This window comes from Sediminibacterium sp. (assembly GCF_051861365.1).
Taxonomy (GTDB): Bacteria; Bacteroidota; Bacteroidia; order Chitinophagales; family Chitinophagaceae; genus Sediminibacterium.
Genome location: NZ_JBHYCW010000006.1, coordinates 43,836 through 61,463, shown reverse-complemented (window position 1 = coordinate 61,463; position 17,628 = coordinate 43,836). Strand labels below are relative to the sequence as shown.

15 protein-coding genes are annotated in these 17,628 nt (G+C 39.5%); 12 read left to right on the top strand and 3 right to left on the bottom strand.

Annotation, left to right across the window (positions count from 1 at the left end; all coding sequences use genetic code 11):
- The first annotated feature begins 1 nt into the window (after nt 1).
- Nucleotides 2-1,612 carry a type I restriction-modification system subunit M gene (locus tag ACTIEV_RS04240; RefSeq protein ID WP_322195423.1) on the top strand — a complete coding sequence of 537 codons (1,611 nt, stop codon included), beginning with the start codon at nt 2-4 and terminating at the stop codon, nt 1,610-1,612.
- 147 nt (nt 1,613-1,759) lie between these two features.
- On the opposite strand, the gene ACTIEV_RS04235 is transcribed toward ACTIEV_RS04240, so the two are convergent.
- Nucleotides 1,760-2,260 carry an Lrp/AsnC family transcriptional regulator gene (locus ACTIEV_RS04235; RefSeq protein ID WP_322195424.1) on the bottom strand — a complete coding sequence of 167 codons (501 nt, stop codon included), beginning with the start codon at nt 2,258-2,260 and terminating at the stop codon, nt 1,760-1,762.
- Nucleotides 2,261-2,377: 117 nt separating this feature from the next.
- On the opposite strand from ACTIEV_RS04235, the gene ahcY reads away from it, so the two are divergent.
- From ahcY to ACTIEV_RS04200, 7 genes are all read left to right on the top strand, one after another.
- Complete coding sequence (gene ahcY, locus ACTIEV_RS04230; protein ID WP_322195425.1) at nt 2,378-3,703, top strand: adenosylhomocysteinase; 1,326 nt, start codon at nt 2,378-2,380, stop codon at nt 3,701-3,703.
- A 188-nt stretch (nt 3,704-3,891) separates the two neighbouring features.
- Nucleotides 3,892-5,796, top strand: coding sequence for a beta-N-acetylhexosaminidase (locus tag ACTIEV_RS04225; protein WP_322195426.1), 1,905 nt, complete (start codon nt 3,892-3,894; stop codon nt 5,794-5,796).
- Nucleotides 5,797-6,246: 450 nt separating this feature from the next.
- A complete protein-coding gene (locus ACTIEV_RS04220) occupies nt 6,247-6,696 on the top strand; it encodes a hypothetical protein (protein ID WP_250685346.1) in 450 nt (149 codons plus the stop codon).
- Between the two features lie 217 nt (nt 6,697-6,913).
- Nucleotides 6,914-8,701: a hypothetical protein gene (locus ACTIEV_RS04215; RefSeq protein ID WP_322195427.1), complete on the top strand. Its 1,788-nt coding sequence runs from the start codon at nt 6,914-6,916 to the stop codon at nt 8,699-8,701.
- A 210-nt stretch (nt 8,702-8,911) separates the two neighbouring features.
- The gene (locus tag ACTIEV_RS04210) at nt 8,912-9,427 is read left to right on the top strand and encodes a DUF2911 domain-containing protein (RefSeq protein WP_322195428.1); all 516 of its coding nucleotides are present in this window, start codon (nt 8,912-8,914) and stop codon (nt 9,425-9,427) included.
- Between the two features lie 105 nt (nt 9,428-9,532).
- Nucleotides 9,533-10,324 (top strand): DUF2452 domain-containing protein, encoded by a 792-nt coding sequence (locus tag ACTIEV_RS04205; protein WP_322195429.1) that lies wholly within the window; start codon nt 9,533-9,535, stop codon nt 10,322-10,324.
- 40 nt (nt 10,325-10,364) lie between these two features.
- A complete protein-coding gene (locus ACTIEV_RS04200; RefSeq protein WP_439516174.1) occupies nt 10,365-10,838 on the top strand; it encodes a YhcH/YjgK/YiaL family protein in 474 nt (157 codons plus the stop codon).
- On the opposite strand, the gene ACTIEV_RS04195 is transcribed toward ACTIEV_RS04200, so the two are convergent.
- Complete coding sequence (locus ACTIEV_RS04195; protein WP_439516173.1) at nt 10,819-12,669, bottom strand: UbiD family decarboxylase; 1,851 nt, start codon at nt 12,667-12,669, stop codon at nt 10,819-10,821. The two genes, ACTIEV_RS04200 and ACTIEV_RS04195, sit on opposite strands and share 20 nt — an antisense overlap.
- Nucleotides 12,670-12,807: 138 nt before the next feature.
- Here ACTIEV_RS04195 and ACTIEV_RS04190 point away from each other — a divergent pair, with 138 nt between their 5' ends.
- The 4 genes from ACTIEV_RS04190 to purE all read left to right on the top strand — a co-directional run bounded on the left by ACTIEV_RS04190 (nt 12,808) and on the right by purE (nt 16,048).
- Nucleotides 12,808-13,227, top strand: coding sequence for a DUF1761 domain-containing protein (locus ACTIEV_RS04190; RefSeq protein WP_322195432.1), 420 nt, complete (start codon nt 12,808-12,810; stop codon nt 13,225-13,227).
- A 107-nt stretch (nt 13,228-13,334) separates the two neighbouring features.
- A complete protein-coding gene (locus ACTIEV_RS04185; protein ID WP_439516172.1) occupies nt 13,335-14,054 on the top strand; it encodes a pyridoxine 5'-phosphate synthase in 720 nt (239 codons plus the stop codon).
- Nucleotides 14,055-14,056: 2 nt separating this feature from the next.
- Nucleotides 14,057-15,478 (top strand): alpha-L-fucosidase, encoded by a 1,422-nt coding sequence (locus tag ACTIEV_RS04180; protein WP_439516171.1) that lies wholly within the window; start codon nt 14,057-14,059, stop codon nt 15,476-15,478.
- Nucleotides 15,479-15,529: 51 nt separating this feature from the next.
- Nucleotides 15,530-16,048: a 5-(carboxyamino)imidazole ribonucleotide mutase gene (gene purE / locus ACTIEV_RS04175; RefSeq protein ID WP_322195435.1), complete on the top strand. Its 519-nt coding sequence runs from the start codon at nt 15,530-15,532 to the stop codon at nt 16,046-16,048.
- Nucleotides 16,049-16,057: 9 nt separating this feature from the next.
- On the opposite strand, the gene ACTIEV_RS04170 is transcribed toward purE, so the two are convergent.
- Nucleotides 16,058-17,530, bottom strand: a complete 1,473-nt coding sequence (locus ACTIEV_RS04170; protein ID WP_322195436.1) for a TlpA family protein disulfide reductase — start codon at nt 17,528-17,530, stop codon at nt 16,058-16,060.
- Between the last annotated feature and the right edge of the window lie 98 nt (nt 17,531-17,628).

Genomic DNA, 17,628 nt, shown 5'->3' with positions numbered 1-17,628 from the left:
TATGACAGCGCAAGATCAAACTCAATTAGGTAAAACACTTTGGACCATAGCCGACGATTTACGCGGTGCCATGAATGCCGATGATTTTCGCGATTACATGTTATCCTTTCTGTTCCTTCGTTATTTATCTGATAACTACGAAATAGCAGCCAAAAAAGAATTGGGTAAAGATTATCCTGAACCGGATAAAGCCAATAAAAAAACGGCATTAGCAGTCTGGTACGAGCAAAATCAACATGATGTACCCGAGTTTGAAATGCAAATGCGCAGAAAAATACATTATGTCATTGAACCTAGATTTTCCTGGAACAGCATAGCAGAACTGGCTAGAGAGCAAAATGATGAATTACTTAAAACCTTACAAGATGGTTTTAAATACATAGAAACCCAGTCCTTCGACAGGGCTTTTCAAGGGTTGTTTTCTGAAATCAATCTCGACTCAGAAAAGCTGGGTAGAAACTATCCTGAGCGCAATAAAAAACTCTGTATCATTATTCAGAAAATAGCCGAAGGCATCGCTCAATTCTCTACTTCATCCGATATTTTAGGTGATGCCTATGAATACTTAATAGGACAGTTTGCGGCTGGTTCAGGAAAAAAAGCCGGAGAGTTTTATACGCCTCAACAAATTTCCGGCATTTTATCGGCGATTGTTACGCTCGACAGTCAGGACCCAAGCAAAGGGAAAAAGAAAAAAATAGATAAAGTGCTCGACTTTACTTGTGGCTCCGGTTCCCTATTGCTCAATGTTCGCAAGAAAATAACCGATGCCGGTGGAACCATCGGTAAAATCTTTGGTCAGGAAAAAAATATTACCACTTACAACCTCGCTCGCATGAATATGCTGCTGCATGGCGTAAGGGATACCGAGTTTGATATTCACCATGGAGATACTTTAGTGAATGACTGGGAGTTGTTGAATGAAATGAATCCGGCTAAAAAGCTAGAATTTGATGCCATCGTAGCCAACCCTCCTTTTAGCTATCGTTGGGAACCTTCTGAAGCCATGGCGCAGGATTTTCGTTTCAAGAGTTATGGGCTGGCACCAAAATCGGCTGCAGATTTTGCTTTTCTCTTACACGGTTTTCATTTCCTCAGCAAAGAAGGTGCCATGGCCATTATTTTACCACATGGTGTTTTATTCAGAGGTGGTGCCGAAGAACGTATCAGAACCAAATTATTGAAAGACGGAAACATTGACACGGTGATTGGATTACCTGCCAATTTATTTTTCTCAACCGGTATTCCTGTCTGTATCCTGGTATTGAAGAAATGTAAAAAGTTTGATGATGTTTTATTCATTAATGCGGTAGACCATTATGAAAAGGGCAAACGACAAAATAGTTTACTGCCCGAGCATATTGATAAAATTGTTGACACCTACAAAGACCGAAAAGAAGAAACCCGCTACTCCCGTCGAGTTTCAATGGATGAAATAGAAAAGAACGAATTCAACCTGAATATTTCCCGCTATGTAAGCACTTCTGTTGACGAGGAAGTTATTGACTTGCATGAGGTTAATAAAAAGCTGAAGGATCTTGATCAGAAAATTGAAGAGGCTAGAAATACGCATAACCAGTTTCTAAAAGAACTGGGGCTACCTCCAATTTAACGAAAGAGTTGGTCTCGCCTGAGGCGAGATGGGTACTAGTTAATTGGGTAGTCAGGTGATCTGGTTGGGAGTATTGGGTAATAAAACTGTACTACCATTTGCAATGACCCATTCGCCATTTGCAGCTTGTGGCTCGAAGCTCACAGCTCAATACACCAACACATGCGTTTGTTTAATCACTCCCATCACAAACACACTTTGCACATGACCTAAGTTCTCTGCCTGACTTAATTTATTCACGTGGAAATTGTAGTAGTCATCCATATTCTCGGCTACTACTTTCAACATGAAATCAAATTCACCTGAAATATTATAGCACTCGATCACTTCATGCATTTCTAAAATACTTTTGATAAAGCGTTCTCCTGCATTGCGGTTGTGTTGTTTGAGTGAAACGTAGCAGATCACCATCAGTCCTTTTTTGACTTTGGAATGATCCAATAAAGTAGCGTACTGTCTGATCACCCCCTGCTCTTCCATTCTCTTGATTCGCTCATGAACAGGCGTTGTACTCAATAATACTTTATCAGATATTTCCTTTACCGTAGCCCGGGCATTTTGCTGGAGAATGCGGAGTATGGCAAGATCCTTATCGTCCAATACCAATGGACTCATAGTGGATTCGGCTGTTTGACGAGGTTTAGCCATATAATTTATATGTTTTATTCTTTCAAAGTTACATTTTTATCTATTTTATCCTGATTTTATTTAATAATATAGAATATTCAGCTATAAATATAGATTTGCACTTCATAAAAACACTATATGTCTACATTAACATCTTCTATCGACTTCAACCTGAAGTATAAAGTGGCCGATATCAGTCTGGCAGACTGGGGCCGTAAAGAAATTCGCCTGGCTGAGGCTGAAATGCCCGGTTTGATGGCATTGCGTGCTGAGTACGGTGCTTCACAGCCCTTGAAAGGTGCTCGTATCGCAGGATGTCTGCACATGACCATCCAAACTGCTGTTTTGATTGAAACATTGGTGGCGTTGGGTGCTGAAGTGAAATGGAGTTCTTGTAATATCTTCTCTACACAGGATCAGGCTGCTGCTGCTATAGCTGCTGCAGGTATTGGTGTATTTGCATGGAAAGGTCAGACTTTGGAAGAAGCTGATTGGTGTATTGAGCAAACTTTATTCTTTGGCGGTGCTGATCGTCCATTGAATATGATCTTGGATGATGGTGGTGATTTGACCAATATCGTTTTTGATAAATATCCTGAGTTGATTCAGCACATCAAAGGTTTATCTGAAGAAACTACTACCGGTGTTCACCGTTTGTATGAGCGTATGGCAAAAGGTACTTTACCGATTCCTGCGATCAACGTAAACGATTCTGTTACCAAATCTAAATTCGATAACAAATACGGTTGTCAAGAATCATTGGTAGATGCGATTCGTCGTGCTACTGATGTGATGATGGCAGGTAAAGTGGCAGTTGTAGGTGGTTATGGTGATGTGGGTAAAGGTTCTGCATTGTCGCTGCGTGGTGCTGGTTGTCGCGTGATTGTTACAGAGATCGATCCGATCTGTGCTTTACAAGCTGCAATGGATGGCTTTGAAGTAAAGAAAATGATTGATGCAGTGAAAGAAGCGGATATCGTTGTAACTGCTTCAGGTTGTCGCGACCTCTTGACTGAAAAGCATTTCCGTTTGATGAAAGACAAAGCGATCGTTTGTAACATCGGTCACTTTGATATTGAAATTGATATCGCTTGGTTGAACAACAACTACGGTCATACAAAAGATACCATCAAGCCACAGGTTGATTTGTATAATATTGATGGCAAAGATGTAATCATTCTGGCTGAAGGTCGTTTGGTGAACCTTGGTTGTGCAACCGGACACCCTTCTTTCGTCATGAGTAACTCTTTCTCTAACCAAACACTGGCTCAAATTGAATTGTGGAATAACCATAAGAACTATGAGAACAAAGTGTATGTGTTACCTAAGCACTTAGATGAAAAAGTAGCTCGTTTACACCTTGCTAAAGTAGGTGCTGAACTGGATGAATTAACTGACGAGCAAGCTGAATACCTCGGCATCTCTAAAGTAGGTCCGTTCAAAGCTGAACATTATCGTTATTAATTTTTTGAGTGCTATTTTATATCAGCAACCCGACAAGCAATTGTCGGGTTGTTTTTTTTCTGCGCATCTCTTTGCATTCTCCGAAGGAGTCCTGTTCTCAGTGGCAATTAAATGCCACTGAGAACACAGAATAACACAGAAGCTATAATTCAGATTATTTCTTATTTTTCAGATTCAAACCTGCCTTCATGAAAAAACTTTTTGTCTTTGTTGTATTGTCAGTATCTGTTTTGTTGTTGACTGCTCAGGATACTGAACCCATACATATTATTCCCAATCCATCTTCCGTAATTGTAGGTAATGGGCACTTATCATTAAAACCTCAAATCACTATTAGCGTTGATGGCGAAGGAGTACAGCATATCATTGATCAATTCAAAGACAGACTCTTAAAAGCAACAGATACCAGAGCAACCATTGTGCAAAATGGTGCAGATATTGCATTTCAGTTATCAAAAAATGAGGACTCGGCATTGGGATCAGAGGGATATCGTCTGATTGTAACAGCAACCAACGTAATGATACTTGCCAATAAACCTGCGGGATTATTTTATGGCATGCAATCATTTTTTCAATTGTTACCTAAAAGATCAGAAGCGAATAATGCCATTCGCATAAAACAGATCCGAGACTGGAAAATCCCGGTTGTTACCATTACCGATACCCCTCGTTTTGGCTGGCGTGGACTAATGTTTGATGTGAGTCGTCACTTCTTCACTAAACAAGAAGTAAAACAGTTCATTGATGAAATGGTGCGTTATAAATTCAATTTATTGCACTTGCACTTAACCGATGATCAGGGATGGAGAATTCAGATCAAATCATTACCACAATTAACTGATGTAGGCGCCTGGAGACCCAAGCGTGAAGGTAAATGGGCCAATACTCCTGATCCCTCACCAAACGAACCTAAAGAATATGGTGGGTTTTACACGCATGAAGACATCAAAGAGTTGGTGCAATATGCCAAAGAGCGTTTTGTAAACATCTTACCTGAAATAGATATTCCAGGTCATAGTATGGCAATGCTTGCTGCTTTCCCAGATTTATCTGCCACTCCCGGAACCAAGTATTGGGTGAACGCCGGAGAAAAATTCATGGAATGGCCGGCAGGTGCACATTTCTATGCTTTAAAAGACAATAACCTCTCCCCAGCCAATGAAAAAGTATACCAAGTGCTTGATAAGGTATTTACGGAAGTAGCACAACTCTTCCCATTTGAGTACATACACATGGGTGGTGATGAAACGGCGAAGAATTTCTGGGAGAAAAGTGAGGAGATCAAGGAGCTTATGAAAAAAGAGAACCTGAAAGACATGGACGCTGTTCAGAGTTATTTTGTGAAAAGAGTAGAAAAGATCATTCGCTCAAAAGGCAAGAAGATGATGGGATGGGATGAAATTCTGGAAGGGGGTTTGGCTGAAGGCGCTTCCGTAATGAGTTGGAGAGGTATGAAAGGGGGTATTGCTGCTGCAAAAGCCAACCATACCGTAGTGATGTCACCAACAGACTTTGCATACTTAGACTATTATCAAGGCGAGAAAACGGTAGAACCTCCGGTATACGCCGGGTTAAGATTACAGAAAGCCTATCAATTTGATCCTTTGCCGGATAGTATTGATCCCAAGTTTATCTTGGGTGGACAAGCGAATCTCTGGACTGAACAAATCCAGAATTTCAGAACCGTGCAATATATGTTATGGCCACGTGCACTAGCCATTGCAGAATCGGTATGGTCGCCAAAAGAGCGTAAAAACTGGGGTGATTTTGTCAATCGTGTTGAACATCAGTTTGACCGTATGAATCATGCCAAAATCAGGTACAGCACTGCCATGTATGATCCGATTGTTTCTGCACGCTATGATGCTCAAAAGAACCTGATACTGGTTGTTGACAAAGAAATACCCGATATGAATATTCATTTTTCTATCGATGAAAGTAATCCGGATGACACCTATCGTAAATATGAAACCCCTTACACCCTACCCAAAGATGTTGCCACGGTAAAATTCGTTTGCTACAAAAATGGTAAACAGGTAGGAAGGCAGATTAATATTTCGGTGGAGGAGTTGAAGAAGAGAGTGGGGAGATAGCTGTGAGCCATGAGCTGCGAGCTTCTAGCTTCTAGCCTCTAGTTGATTGCGTCAATTTAACTATATTAATGCTTACGAAGTATAATATTGTTTTTGTGTTTTATTCTAAACGCTTTGCTAGTAGCTAGCAGCTCGTGGCTCGCAGCTTTTTTTGCCGACCCTACTGCCGTTCATCCCAACTACCCTCCCCCGCTCCTGTAACTCGTCACAGGAAACAGCCCTTTAATATTTCATTAAGAAATCGGCTACAACAGTTTACTGTTCTGCATTTCAGGGCAATGTTAACATTGCTTAACATTGGCATTAACACCACTCATAATAAGGTTGCTGCAACGCTTGTAACTAATCACAATCCGCTTCGTCTATATATCAACACGTTCTACTTTTGACTTGTCAATCAAACAAAAGAAAACGACAAACTATTGATAACAACATTAATAAAGCAACAACATGAAAAAGTTATTCATCCTGACCTTAGCAGTCATCGCACTTGGAACCAGCGCTTTTGCTGATACCAACAAAAAAACAAAATACAATGGCGCCAGTCATTTCAGTTCTACTTTCACAGGTGTGAAAGAAGTAAGCTGGAGTGCTGATGCAAAATTCGAGAAAGTGAGCTTTCTGGAAAATGGTATTAAGAAAGAGGTATTTTATACTCATGATGGAGAGTTAATTGGTGCTACCAAAACTTTCGCTTTCGATAAATTACCTAAGTCTGCTTTACAAACCATCACTACTAAATACACTTATCCTGAATTTCAGTTAGAAGATTGTATTGAATTCACCAATGCTGCAGGAGAAACCAGCTACTTTATCTCTATGGAAAAAGTAAATCAAAAGTTGGTACTTGAAATTTCTGAAGCAGGTAGTGTAAGCATTTTCTCAAAAGAGAGCAAATAAGACGCAATTTTCTCAGTCTATATATCCACCCGGCCCGTAAGCCGGGTTTTCTTTTAACAATCATCCTTGTGAACATTTTGTCTGATACTTAGCCCTATTCCTTAACTTCCGTTCGGATTATTACTCAACTGTAACCGCGGATTTTGGAATGAATTGCCATGCTTCTATATATCGATGCTTATTTTTTATCTCGGCATGTATAAGTATCATCCCATGCATGGCACAAGAATCTAAACTGAAAGAAGACACTGTTTTTTTTCTGGCCAATAAAAAGGGGCTATTGGGTAAACTGGGTAGAGCCGTATCTGTAAGTGGTAGAGAAGATATTATCACTGAAAATAAAGGCGCCATTAAAAACGAAGAAGTTTTTAACCCTTTTCGTGGAAAAATCATCCGTCAAATTAGGGTTGAAAAATTATCATTTGATAACTCTGTCAATGATACAATAAAAGTACAACGCCGGCTCATCAATGATATCAGCGATGCATTGTATACCGGGACTACCAACAAGACCATTCTACGTAATCTTTTTTTTGTAACCGGGGATACATTGTACCCATATCTTATTGCCGACAATGAACGATTCCTGCGCGAACTGTCTTTTCTTCAGGATGCCAAAATCGTAGCCTCTGATGTTGAAAATGATGAAAACGCGGTAGACATTACCATTCGTTGGAAAGATCTATTCCCAATAGGTGGCAGTGCTGAAATAGGTTCACTCAAAACCATGAGCCTAGAAGTGAATAACGATAACTTATTCGGCTCAGGTGATAGAATTCAATTTCGTGGGTTATATGATATGGACAGAAGACCGGATTTTGGCTCCGGCTTTGAATACATCAAGCGAAATATAGGTGGTAGTTTTGTAAACCTGATGTTTGGGTACCAAACACATGCACCAGCATTCAATAGTGGTAGAAGAGAAGAGAAAGCCTTGTATTTACGTGGTGAATTACCCTTGGTTAGCCCTTATCACTCTTGGACCGGAGGATTTGAGTTATCTGAACGTCATACAGAAAATGGCTATCTCACCGATTCATTGTACAAGGTAGACTTTAAATATACCTATCAAACTTTGGATGGCTGGCTGGCATATAATGTGGGTGCTAAAAAACAACTCAAAAAGAATTTTACATCGAGATTAAAAAGGTTTATTGGAGTACGTGGTGTGCAACGTTTGTTCAATGATATACCGGAACAATTCAAAACCACATACAATTATTATTATTCGAATCTCGAAGCAGTCTTAGGTGCTTTCACCATTTTTCAACAGGATTATTATCATACCAATTTCTTATACGGTTTTGGTCGTAATGAAGATGTTCCCGAAGGTTTTAGCATGACTTTTCTAGGGGGATGGGTTAAAAGAAATCAGGTAGAAAGACCTTATGTAGGGTTTGATTATCAAAGAAATTATTTTTCGGATAGTAAGAACTATGTGAACTATATCATTCGCTTTGGTACTTATTTCAATCAAAACAGATTTGAAGATATCAGTGGATTAACAAGCATTGAATATTTCACCCGGCTGCGTAAAATCAGTGGATCAAATTGGCACACTCGTCACTTCTTAAGTGGTAGCATTACCCAACAAGTAAAAACAGTTTTGAATGAGCCGTTGAGATTGACCAGTATTTTTGGTATTCCGGAATTCAGAAATGAATTGACAAGGGCGTCTACCCGGATTACTGCTAATTGCGAATCTGTTTTTTACAATACACAAAAGAATTATGGATTTAGTTTTGCGCCTTTTGTATTCAGTAATATCACCTATCTGAAAAGTATCGGAGAAGGTTTTGATAAAGGGGATATTTTCTCCTCATTCGGAACAGGTGTCAGAACCAGAAATGAAAACCTTGTTTTTGGTACCATGGAATTGAAGGTATTTTATTATCCACGTACTACCGATCGGATGACACCCTGGAATCTGACATTCAATACCGGTTTACGCTTTAAATACAATAGCCAGTTATTGAAACGTCCGGATTTTGTTCAGGTGAATTAGAATGAATAGCATTCAACTGATTATGTATGATGATTGAACGCGGATGATCATGATTTTTTATGATCAGCGCAGATTGGATGGGGTTAGCATTAGAGACCACTCATCAATTAAATGGAAGCTCATGGTTTTTAACATTCCGAGCATCATAAAATACACTTAAACGTCAACCTTTTCGTCTAATTTTCGTTTATAAACATAAACACGATTACCATGAAGAAATTATTTGCCATGATGGCCCTGACCGGTCTGTTGTACACATCCATCTCTGCTTGTGCACAGGATAAATCAAAAAGACCGAGTCCACCCGCTCATGTATCTGAAACCGTTGGTGGAACAAAAATCACCATTGATTACAGCCAACCTTCTTTAAAAGGACGAGAATTGGGAAAGGACATCGAACCCAAAGACGGGAAAGTATGGCGTGCAGGTGCCAATGAAAAAACATGGATTGAATTCAGTAAAGATGTGACCATTGAGGGCAAGCCATTGGCTGCCGGTAAATATGGTTTCTTCACACTTAAAAATGGCAATGATTGGACATTGATCTTCAGCAAAAAATGGGAAGGATGGGGAACACAATACAATGAATCAGATGATGCATTGAGAGTGAATGTAAAGCAAGCTGCAGCAGGTGCTTCTGAAGAAAAACTAACTTATACCATTTCAAAAGCCGGTGTTATTACCCTTGCTTGGGGAACCCTAAGGGTTGATTTTACAGTAAAATAATCAGTACAATATATTTTAGCCACAGATTCGCAGATTATTTGTTGAATCTGTGGCTTTTTCGTGTAAAAACAGAACCTTTGCGTTCGTCATATGTAGTTTACAGGTATGGTACAGGCATATAATTTTTTAGCAAGTTGGCAGCTTTTTCCCGAGAAATGTGATTTTCAATCAGGCATCCCTCCGAAAAGTGGCAATTATAAAATAGAATCAGCCGATAACGGTCATGCATTAAGTATTAGTATCAATTGGGTATCGATGGATAATGAAGCCTACTACACCCAATACAAAATTGTTCCGGATGGCAAGTCGCATCTTTTTGAAAATGTGGAGTTGGCTGATGAAGCACAAGCCAGCATTGAGAACTCTTCTACCCTTTTATTCAAATTTTATAAGAACGGGCAAGTGATACTGGAAGTTAAACATGAGATCATGCCCAATGGTTATTTGAAGCTAACACAACAGGGATATGACAAAGACAATAAGCCTTTTGTAAATATTGAAATGTATCATAAACAGCTGAGTGTTCTTCCATATGCATCATCAGTAGCCGGAGTGGCCATCAGACCTACTAAAGAAGGTGTGATCAAACACAAAGCATTATCTGCTATGGAAGATCAAACCAATATGCAATTGGATCAGATACGTCAGCAGATCGAGTTATTGGCGAGACAAGCACAAGAGATCAGAAAAAGAAAAGAACTGAGCATGATGATCTATGAAGCAAAACTAAGTTTCAAACCACAGATCGGACATATCTATCATCTCTATGAAAAAAATGACGGACAACATATTCTTTCTCTTGTAGCACCACAGGAATGGGGTGGTTCGGGCCCTTTTAAACAGTTTGTATCATCCGTTCGTTTATTGGCTGATCATACATGGGTTGAAGTGAATTAATTGCAGGTTCTGCTCTCATTGAAAAAAGTATATTTGAAACATGGTAATCGATCATATCACACGTGCTGTCATTTACTATCATCTCCATCCCGGAATAGAAGTTGCACTTCGTTATATTCAAACCACTGATTTTTCGAAACTGGAAAATGGTCAATATGAAATAGCGGGAGAACAAGTATTTGCCATCGTGCAATCATATGACACCAAAGATCCTTCCGCAGAAAAATTAGAAGCACACAAAAAATATATCGATGTTCAATATGTAGTGAGTGGACAAGAAAAAATGGGACATGCACTTCTTAAAGCACAAATCCCATCTCGCGAATATCAACCAGATAATGATTTCATGTTGTTTGATGAAGCCCCTGATTTCTTTTCCCTGATCACAGAAGGCATGTTCACCATTTTTTATCCATCAGACCTGCACATGCCTTGTATTCTTCATCAAGCACCTTCCCAAGTTAAAAAGGTAGTGGTAAAAGTAGGTGTGGATTTTATTGGAGATGACCTTTAATCCCATAAAGACTCCCCCCTTTCGAGAATAATCGATCAACTCTTTTTTCTGTCGCAGTATCTTTTGTAACAGGCGGCGCATGATGGGGTTTGACGCGAGCGTCTACAATCATTGGGCCTTCGCAACCCCAGTGCTTATTGCGTGTAAACGAAGCGATACCATATATATCATGCGATGGATTACTTCTTGTATAAGTAACCCATAAATAATTACCCAGTTTTTCTCCGGTAAATGAAGCATCATCACAAAGCACTATTTGTACGATTCCTTTTAACGCTGGTAAATGATGCGCTAATTGTGCATTCAACTGTTCGATCTGTAAAGCTGTTTTTTCCGCATTTACAAAAGCATCTGTTTCTAAGCAAATAACACCGGGCATTGCAAGTGATGCCTTCCGGAATCCATTTAAATCATTCAACACAGAAGGTATTTCGGTAGCTAATGTTCTCAATACTTCCCCATAGGCTGCAAATACGACTTTACTTCCTGTATTCAACCCTGTTCCGGAATAATCCAATGTATCAATGGTGGTATTGGTATGAAAATGAATGTCACGGGTTAAATCAATCCGCTCAAAAACGTATTCAAAAAACGCTTTCACATGATGCGTCGATAATTGTTGGGTATCATCTGCTGTAATGAATAAGAACTTAGCGAGACTCAATTGTCCGGTTCCAAGAATATGATTCGCAATGGTTAGTAATTCCGCAGGTTGTTTGGTAGGCAGATAAGGTGTATACCTTTCACTTCCAATAGCCAATAACAAAGGGTGTACACCTGCAGCATCCACCGCGTGTACTTCTTTCACACCGGGTATTTCCTGTGGTATTGCATCTCCGGTAATTTCGTGGATCAATTGTCCAAAACTGGTATCTTCTTGTGGAGGTCTTCCTACGACCGTAAAAGGCCAGATCGCATTTTTCTTAGCATATACTTTGTGTACACGCATCAATGGAAAAGGATGTTGTAAACTATAATACCCCAGATGATCACCAAAAGGACCTTCAGGTTTGTTGTCACCCGGATACACTTCACCTGTAATAACAAAATCAGCATCGGTACTCAAACAAAATCCATCCTCATATGTGTATCTAAAACGTCTACCTCCTAATACACCTGCAAATGTCATTTCACTGATGCCTTCCGGCAAAGGCATGACTGCTGCTACTGTATGTGAAGGCGGTCCGCCAACGAAACAACTTACTTTTAATGGAAGTCCTTTTTTGTTCGCTTTTGTTTGGTGAACGCCAATGCCTCTGTGTAGCTGATAATGCAACCCGATCTCTTTGTCTTTTTCATAATCATTCCCATTCAATTGGATACGATACATACCCAGATTGGCTTTCATAATACCCGGCTGATCTACATCTTCTGTATATACTTGGGGTAAAGTAACAAAAGCACCCCCATCCATCGGCCAATGATGTATCAAAGGGAGATCACTGATTTTTATTTCTCGATACAATACCGGTTTATTAAGTGGATTTTTTAAAGGCAATGCCTTGAGAGCTGCAATACCAGTACGAATATTTTGCAAAGGTTGTTTAATCGCCTTGATGGGGTCGCCCTTCAGTTCAATCAACTTTTGAACTTGAGCTAGGGTTTCTCGGAATATAAACCTGCTTCTGTCCAATGTTCCGAAGATATTGGAAGCAGCTCTGTACTCGGTTCCCTTTACATTCTCAAATAGTAGTGCCGGACCTCCCATCTCGTATACACGCAAGTGAATAGCCGCCATTTCCAAATAAGGATCTACTTCTTCTTTAATGCGTATTAACTGACCATTTTTTTCCAGATCAATTAGGCAGGATTCGAGTGATGGGTAAGACATAGCTTTAAAACATTGTTGGCTGCAAATGGTTGAGCAGAAGTATTCCTCCTGCAAAATAAGTCATTACCCATAAGTGTGTTGCAGAACTGCGTTTTATTTCCGACCTTAATACCATTCAAAACCCTAAACAACCAAACTATGTTACATCATTTTACAGACCATGTCAATTGGCTATCTTTCTTTCTGAGCACTCTCGCTTATTTTCTGATTGGTGCCATTTGGTACAGTTTTTTATTTTCAAAAGCCTGGGTACGTTTATCCAATATTGACATGAATGATCCGAATGCCAAAAAAGGAGCCGGTGCTATTATGGGGATCAGCTTTATTTTCATGGCTGTTTCTTGTGTTGGGTTAACTATTTTTAGACAAATGGTTCCTATGAATAACTATATGGATGCTTTTCATCTGGGTATCCTATTATCTATAGGATTCAGTACTCCGGCTATTAGTATTGGGTATTTGTATACGAAAAAGCCATTTGCTCTTTATCTCATCGATTGCGGGTATCATATTGTGGGTCTTACTACTGCCAGTGTGGTGATGCATTACTTAGGATAGCTCCTCTTTTTCTCTTGTTCTGCGGTAAAAATACTCTACATTAACCGCAGGACAAGAGAAAAAGAGATATCGCGGAGAATTTCTTTAGTTCTGAGTACCTTTGCAGCATGACAAAACTCAGTGTTAACATCAATAAATTCGCCACCCTGAGAAATAGCAGAGGTGGGAATAATCCGGATGTCATCAAGGCTGCCATGGATGCCGAACGTTTTGGGGCAGATGGCGTGACCGTACATCCTCGTCCTGATGAAAGACATATTCGCTATGATGACACAAGAGCCATTCGAAAAATCATCACTACTGAATTTAATATTGAAGGGAATCCAACAGAACAAAAATTTGTTGACTTGGTATTGGAAACAAAACCACATCAAGTAACATTGGTTCCGGATGCATTAGGACAACTCACCAGTGATCATGGCTGGGATACCATCAAGCACCAATCCTATTTAATTGATATCATCAGTGTTTTTAAAAAAGCGGGTATCCGCGTTTCCATATTTGTGGATCCGGTGATTGATATGGTGGAGGGTGCCGCTTTAACAGGCACTGATCGTATAGAACTATATACAGAAGGTTATGCCAAAACATTTGCATCCGGCAATCATGCGGCCGCTATTGCACCCTATGTTGCAGCTGCAGAAAAAGCAAAAACATTAGGATTGGGTATCAATGCCGGACATGACCTTGATCTGACCAACCTTAAATACCTGAAACAGCATATTCCCTATTTAGATGAAGTGAGTATTGGACATGCATTGGTATGTGATGCCATCTATTTGGGATATGAGAATACTGTGCAGATGTATAAGCGTCAACTGATTTAATGATGCAGCCACAGATTAATAGATTCATCCTGTTTTGTACAACCATCATTTCTTTACAATGTGCTGCTCAAAAAGTACAACCCTTCTATCCCATCCCAACAAAAGAACAATTGGCTTGGCATGAAAAAGAGTTTTATCTCTTTATCCATTTTGGTCCGAATACATTTACTGATAAAGAATGGGGTGAAGGAAATGAAGACCCCAATATTTTTAATCCAACAGCACTGGATTGCAGACAGTGGGCACGTATTGCCAAACAAGCCGGTGCCAAAGGCATCATCCTAACAGCTAAACATCATGATGGATTTTCATTGTGGCCTAGCAAACAGAGCACTCATACAGTAAGAGAAAGCAAATGGAAAAATGGCAAAGGTGATGTGCTAAAAGCGTTGTCCGAAGCTTGTAAAAAAGAAGGGATTGAAATGGGTGTGTATTTATCGCCGTGGGACAGAAACCATCCTAAATATGGGACTCCGGAATACAATGATGTGTACATCGCAACGATGAAAGAGTTGTTTACCAACTATGGACCTTTTTTTGAATTGTGGTGGGATGGTGCGAATGGCGAAGGACCCAATGGCAAAAAGCAAGTATATGATTTCAAAAGATTTGAACAAGCAGCTTTCTCTTTTCAACAACCGCTGATTATTTTTAGTGATATTGGTCCAAGCATTCGCTGGTGTGGCAATGAAAAAGGATTCATTGGCAATACCAATTGGAATCTATTGGATACAGCTGGTTTTGCAAGGGGATTGGGAGCACCACATGTGGATACACTGAATCAAGGTAATTTCAATGGCAAACATTGGATACCTGCTGAAGCAGATGTATCTATTCGTCCGGGTTGGTTTTATCATGCCAGTGAAGATGATCGAGTAAAAACACCGGATGAACTATTCAATTTGTACCTGAAGTCGGTTGGCAACGGGGGCAACTTATTACTGAATGTTCCACCCGACAGAAGAGGGTTGTTTCATCCCAATGATTCTGCGGCTTTGATGGGCTTTGCTAAGAAAAGAGCCGAAGCATTTAGCCATAACCTTTTCGAAAAAGCATCTGTTTCCACCAATAATCAGAGAGAGACAGCGCTCAGACATTTGATCGATGAAAATGATAACACTTATTGGACATCAGACAGGAATGATCAGGTTGTGATTCAACTAAAGCTCCCCTACCCGGAAACTTTGAATGCGGTAGTATTGGAAGAAATGATTGCCTACGGACAAAGGGTGATTCGTTTTTCCATTGAAGCGAAACAAGGAGATCAGTTTGTAAAAGTATTTGAGGGAACAACGATTGGCAGAAAAAAAATTGCAACTTTTCCAAAGGTAGCAACCAATGAAATCAAGATCATTATTCATGAATCGAAAGCCCAACCTGTGTTAAGAAGTTTATCTGCTTTCTATATTCAATCCATCGATTAGCCATAAGCAATTAGCCAACCCCCAACTCCATAAATTAATTATCTTTATACCATGACAGCATCTACTCCTATTGTTGGTATTATCATGGGCAGTGACAGTGATTTAAAGATCATGCAGGCTGCTGCTGATATGCTTACTCATTTTGATATTCCTTTTGAGTTAACTGTAGTTTCTGCGCATCGTACGCCGGAAAGAATGGTTACTTATGCAGAAACAGCCAGAACAAGAGGGTTACAAGTGATCATTGCAGGTGCGGGTGGTGCTGCTCATTTACCGGGCATGGTTGCGGCCATCACCACATTACCTGTGATAGGTGTGCCCATCAAATCTTCCAACTCGATTGATGGCTGGGATTCTGTTTTGTCGATCTTACAAATGCCCAATGGGGTGCCTGTTGCTACAGTAGCATTGAATGCTGCCAAGAATGCAGGTATATTGGCAGCTCAAATCATCGGTAGCCATCACAATAAAACCGCAGAAAAACTGGCTGCGTATAAAAAACAAATGAAAGATGAGGTAGGAGAAAAAATTGATGGATTAAAGGATACATGGCCGAATCAATTTGATTAAATACCTTCTTCATAGTTTTTCGATTTGCCCCTTCAATCCTTTGACATCCGATGGACGTGCCGCATTCAGTTCGCGTATCACTCCTTTATCATCGATTAATAAATAGCGAGGGATCGTATAAGATTTCCCATCCCAGAAAAGTTTCATCAGATCATTTCTCAGTACATCAGATGTTCGAATATGGTGTCCGGTCAATTGAAAATATTGAACCATTTTTTTCCACTGATCATCGCGTTCAGCAACATCCATAGAAATATACAATGTCTCCACTGCTCGGGATGCCAATATTCTTTTGGCTTCCTCCTGATATTTAAACTCATCCTTACAAGGCCCACACCAGGTAGCCCATAAGTCAATATAGAGTCTCTTCCCTTTAAAGAGCTCTTTCAGCGTTTGGAAGCTGTTGATTTGTGTAGCATTTTTTACAAAGGAAATACCTTTATTTTTTTGACTAACAACCCCATGAAAGCTTTTTATTTTTTGATGATAAGGCTGCAAGAATGGAAGATAAGGTGCTGCCGAAGGTAGTTTAGAAAAATTTTCGTAGATATCAATCAAAGGTTGTTCAAACTTTTCCTGAATGTACATGAAATACAATTCTCTGGCCTGCGTTAGCACTCCGATTTCTCCCTTGAAATATTGTTGAATGTCTTCAAATTTTTTACGGATAAAAGCACTTTCCTCTTTAATAGTAGTATCACCTTTGAACCAACGTATTCGATACAGGTTTGCATTGATCATATTTTCTGCATACCACTGATATGCAGGCAGGAATTTAACAGAAGAGTCGTTCAAAGGAAAGTGATCCAATACTGCATCCCAGTAGGTAGCATACTCTTTCGGAAATTCAGAACGATACGCTTGACTCGTTGGCGAATAAGTGATTGGATAAAATCGTTCTGCCATTTTTTGCACCAATACAGTTGCATACAAATAGTCGATATTTTTTTTAGTGAAATTAAAGAAGCTACTATCCACCAATTTGGCATCATATAGTTTACCGAATTGTTCGGTATATTTTTGTTTCTCGGCTTCTACATGTTTAGACAAAAGCTCAATCGTACTATCATTTTTGAATAAAGGAAGAATATCCCGATAGTATTTTGGAATAAAAGATTCATTCAATAAAATCTGACCTTCTTTATTGGAACCTGTAATCAAGGGCCTTGCGGAACTGGGCGTGTCAATGGTTACTTGTATGTTATCACCAGACTGTACAAATAGATCTATTACGCGATCCTTACAAATCACTTTTAGAAAACCTGTCTCAGTAGGAGAACAAGATATACTGATAGAACCCTTCTCGTCTAATAAGAGATTTTTTCTAGCCGCAAAGAAAATGGCATTATTCACCGGTTTTAAAATGCTAATTTCTGCCTTAGGCTGATGTAAAAAAGTGAAGTTAACCAAAGCAACCTGACTTTGGGACATCAATACTGTACTAATACAAACAAAAAGAACAACAATTAGGCTTTTTCGCATGATCATTATTTTCCAATTCTAATATAAAAATAAAATACAAAGTATCATTGTTAAATGACCATCATCAAGGGTAAGTTTAGCTCCACTCACTTGCTGTT

Excerpts from the sequence above, each read along its gene's own strand:
- ACTIEV_RS04190 (WP_322195432.1), top strand. The coding sequence starts at position 12,808 with ATGTTACATCATTTTACAGACCATGTCAATTGGCTATCTTTCTTTCTG.
- ACTIEV_RS04235 (WP_322195424.1), bottom strand. The coding sequence starts at position 2,260 with ATGGCTAAACCTCGTCAAACAGCCGAATCCACTATGAGTCCATTGGTA.
- ACTIEV_RS04185 (WP_439516172.1), top strand. The coding sequence starts at position 13,335 with ATGACAAAACTCAGTGTTAACATCAATAAATTCGCCACCCTGAGAAAT.
- ACTIEV_RS04210 (WP_322195428.1), top strand. The coding sequence starts at position 8,912 with ATGAAGAAATTATTTGCCATGATGGCCCTGACCGGTCTGTTGTACACA.
- ahcY (WP_322195425.1), top strand. The coding sequence starts at position 2,378 with ATGTCTACATTAACATCTTCTATCGACTTCAACCTGAAGTATAAAGTG.
- ACTIEV_RS04220 (WP_250685346.1), top strand. The coding sequence starts at position 6,247 with ATGAAAAAGTTATTCATCCTGACCTTAGCAGTCATCGCACTTGGAACC.
- ACTIEV_RS04205 (WP_322195429.1), top strand. The coding sequence starts at position 9,533 with ATGGTACAGGCATATAATTTTTTAGCAAGTTGGCAGCTTTTTCCCGAG.
- ACTIEV_RS04170 (WP_322195436.1), bottom strand. The coding sequence starts at position 17,530 with ATGCGAAAAAGCCTAATTGTTGTTCTTTTTGTTTGTATTAGTACAGTA.
- ACTIEV_RS04215 (WP_322195427.1), top strand. The coding sequence starts at position 6,914 with ATGGCACAAGAATCTAAACTGAAAGAAGACACTGTTTTTTTTCTGGCC.
- ACTIEV_RS04200 (WP_439516174.1), top strand. The coding sequence starts at position 10,365 with ATGGTAATCGATCATATCACACGTGCTGTCATTTACTATCATCTCCAT.
- ACTIEV_RS04225 (WP_322195426.1), top strand. The coding sequence starts at position 3,892 with ATGAAAAAACTTTTTGTCTTTGTTGTATTGTCAGTATCTGTTTTGTTG.
- ACTIEV_RS04180 (WP_439516171.1), top strand. The coding sequence starts at position 14,057 with ATGCAGCCACAGATTAATAGATTCATCCTGTTTTGTACAACCATCATT.
- ACTIEV_RS04240 (WP_322195423.1), top strand. The coding sequence starts at position 2 with ATGACAGCGCAAGATCAAACTCAATTAGGTAAAACACTTTGGACCATA.
- ACTIEV_RS04195 (WP_439516173.1), bottom strand. The coding sequence starts at position 12,669 with ATGTCTTACCCATCACTCGAATCCTGCCTAATTGATCTGGAAAAAAAT.
- purE (WP_322195435.1), top strand. The coding sequence starts at position 15,530 with ATGACAGCATCTACTCCTATTGTTGGTATTATCATGGGCAGTGACAGT.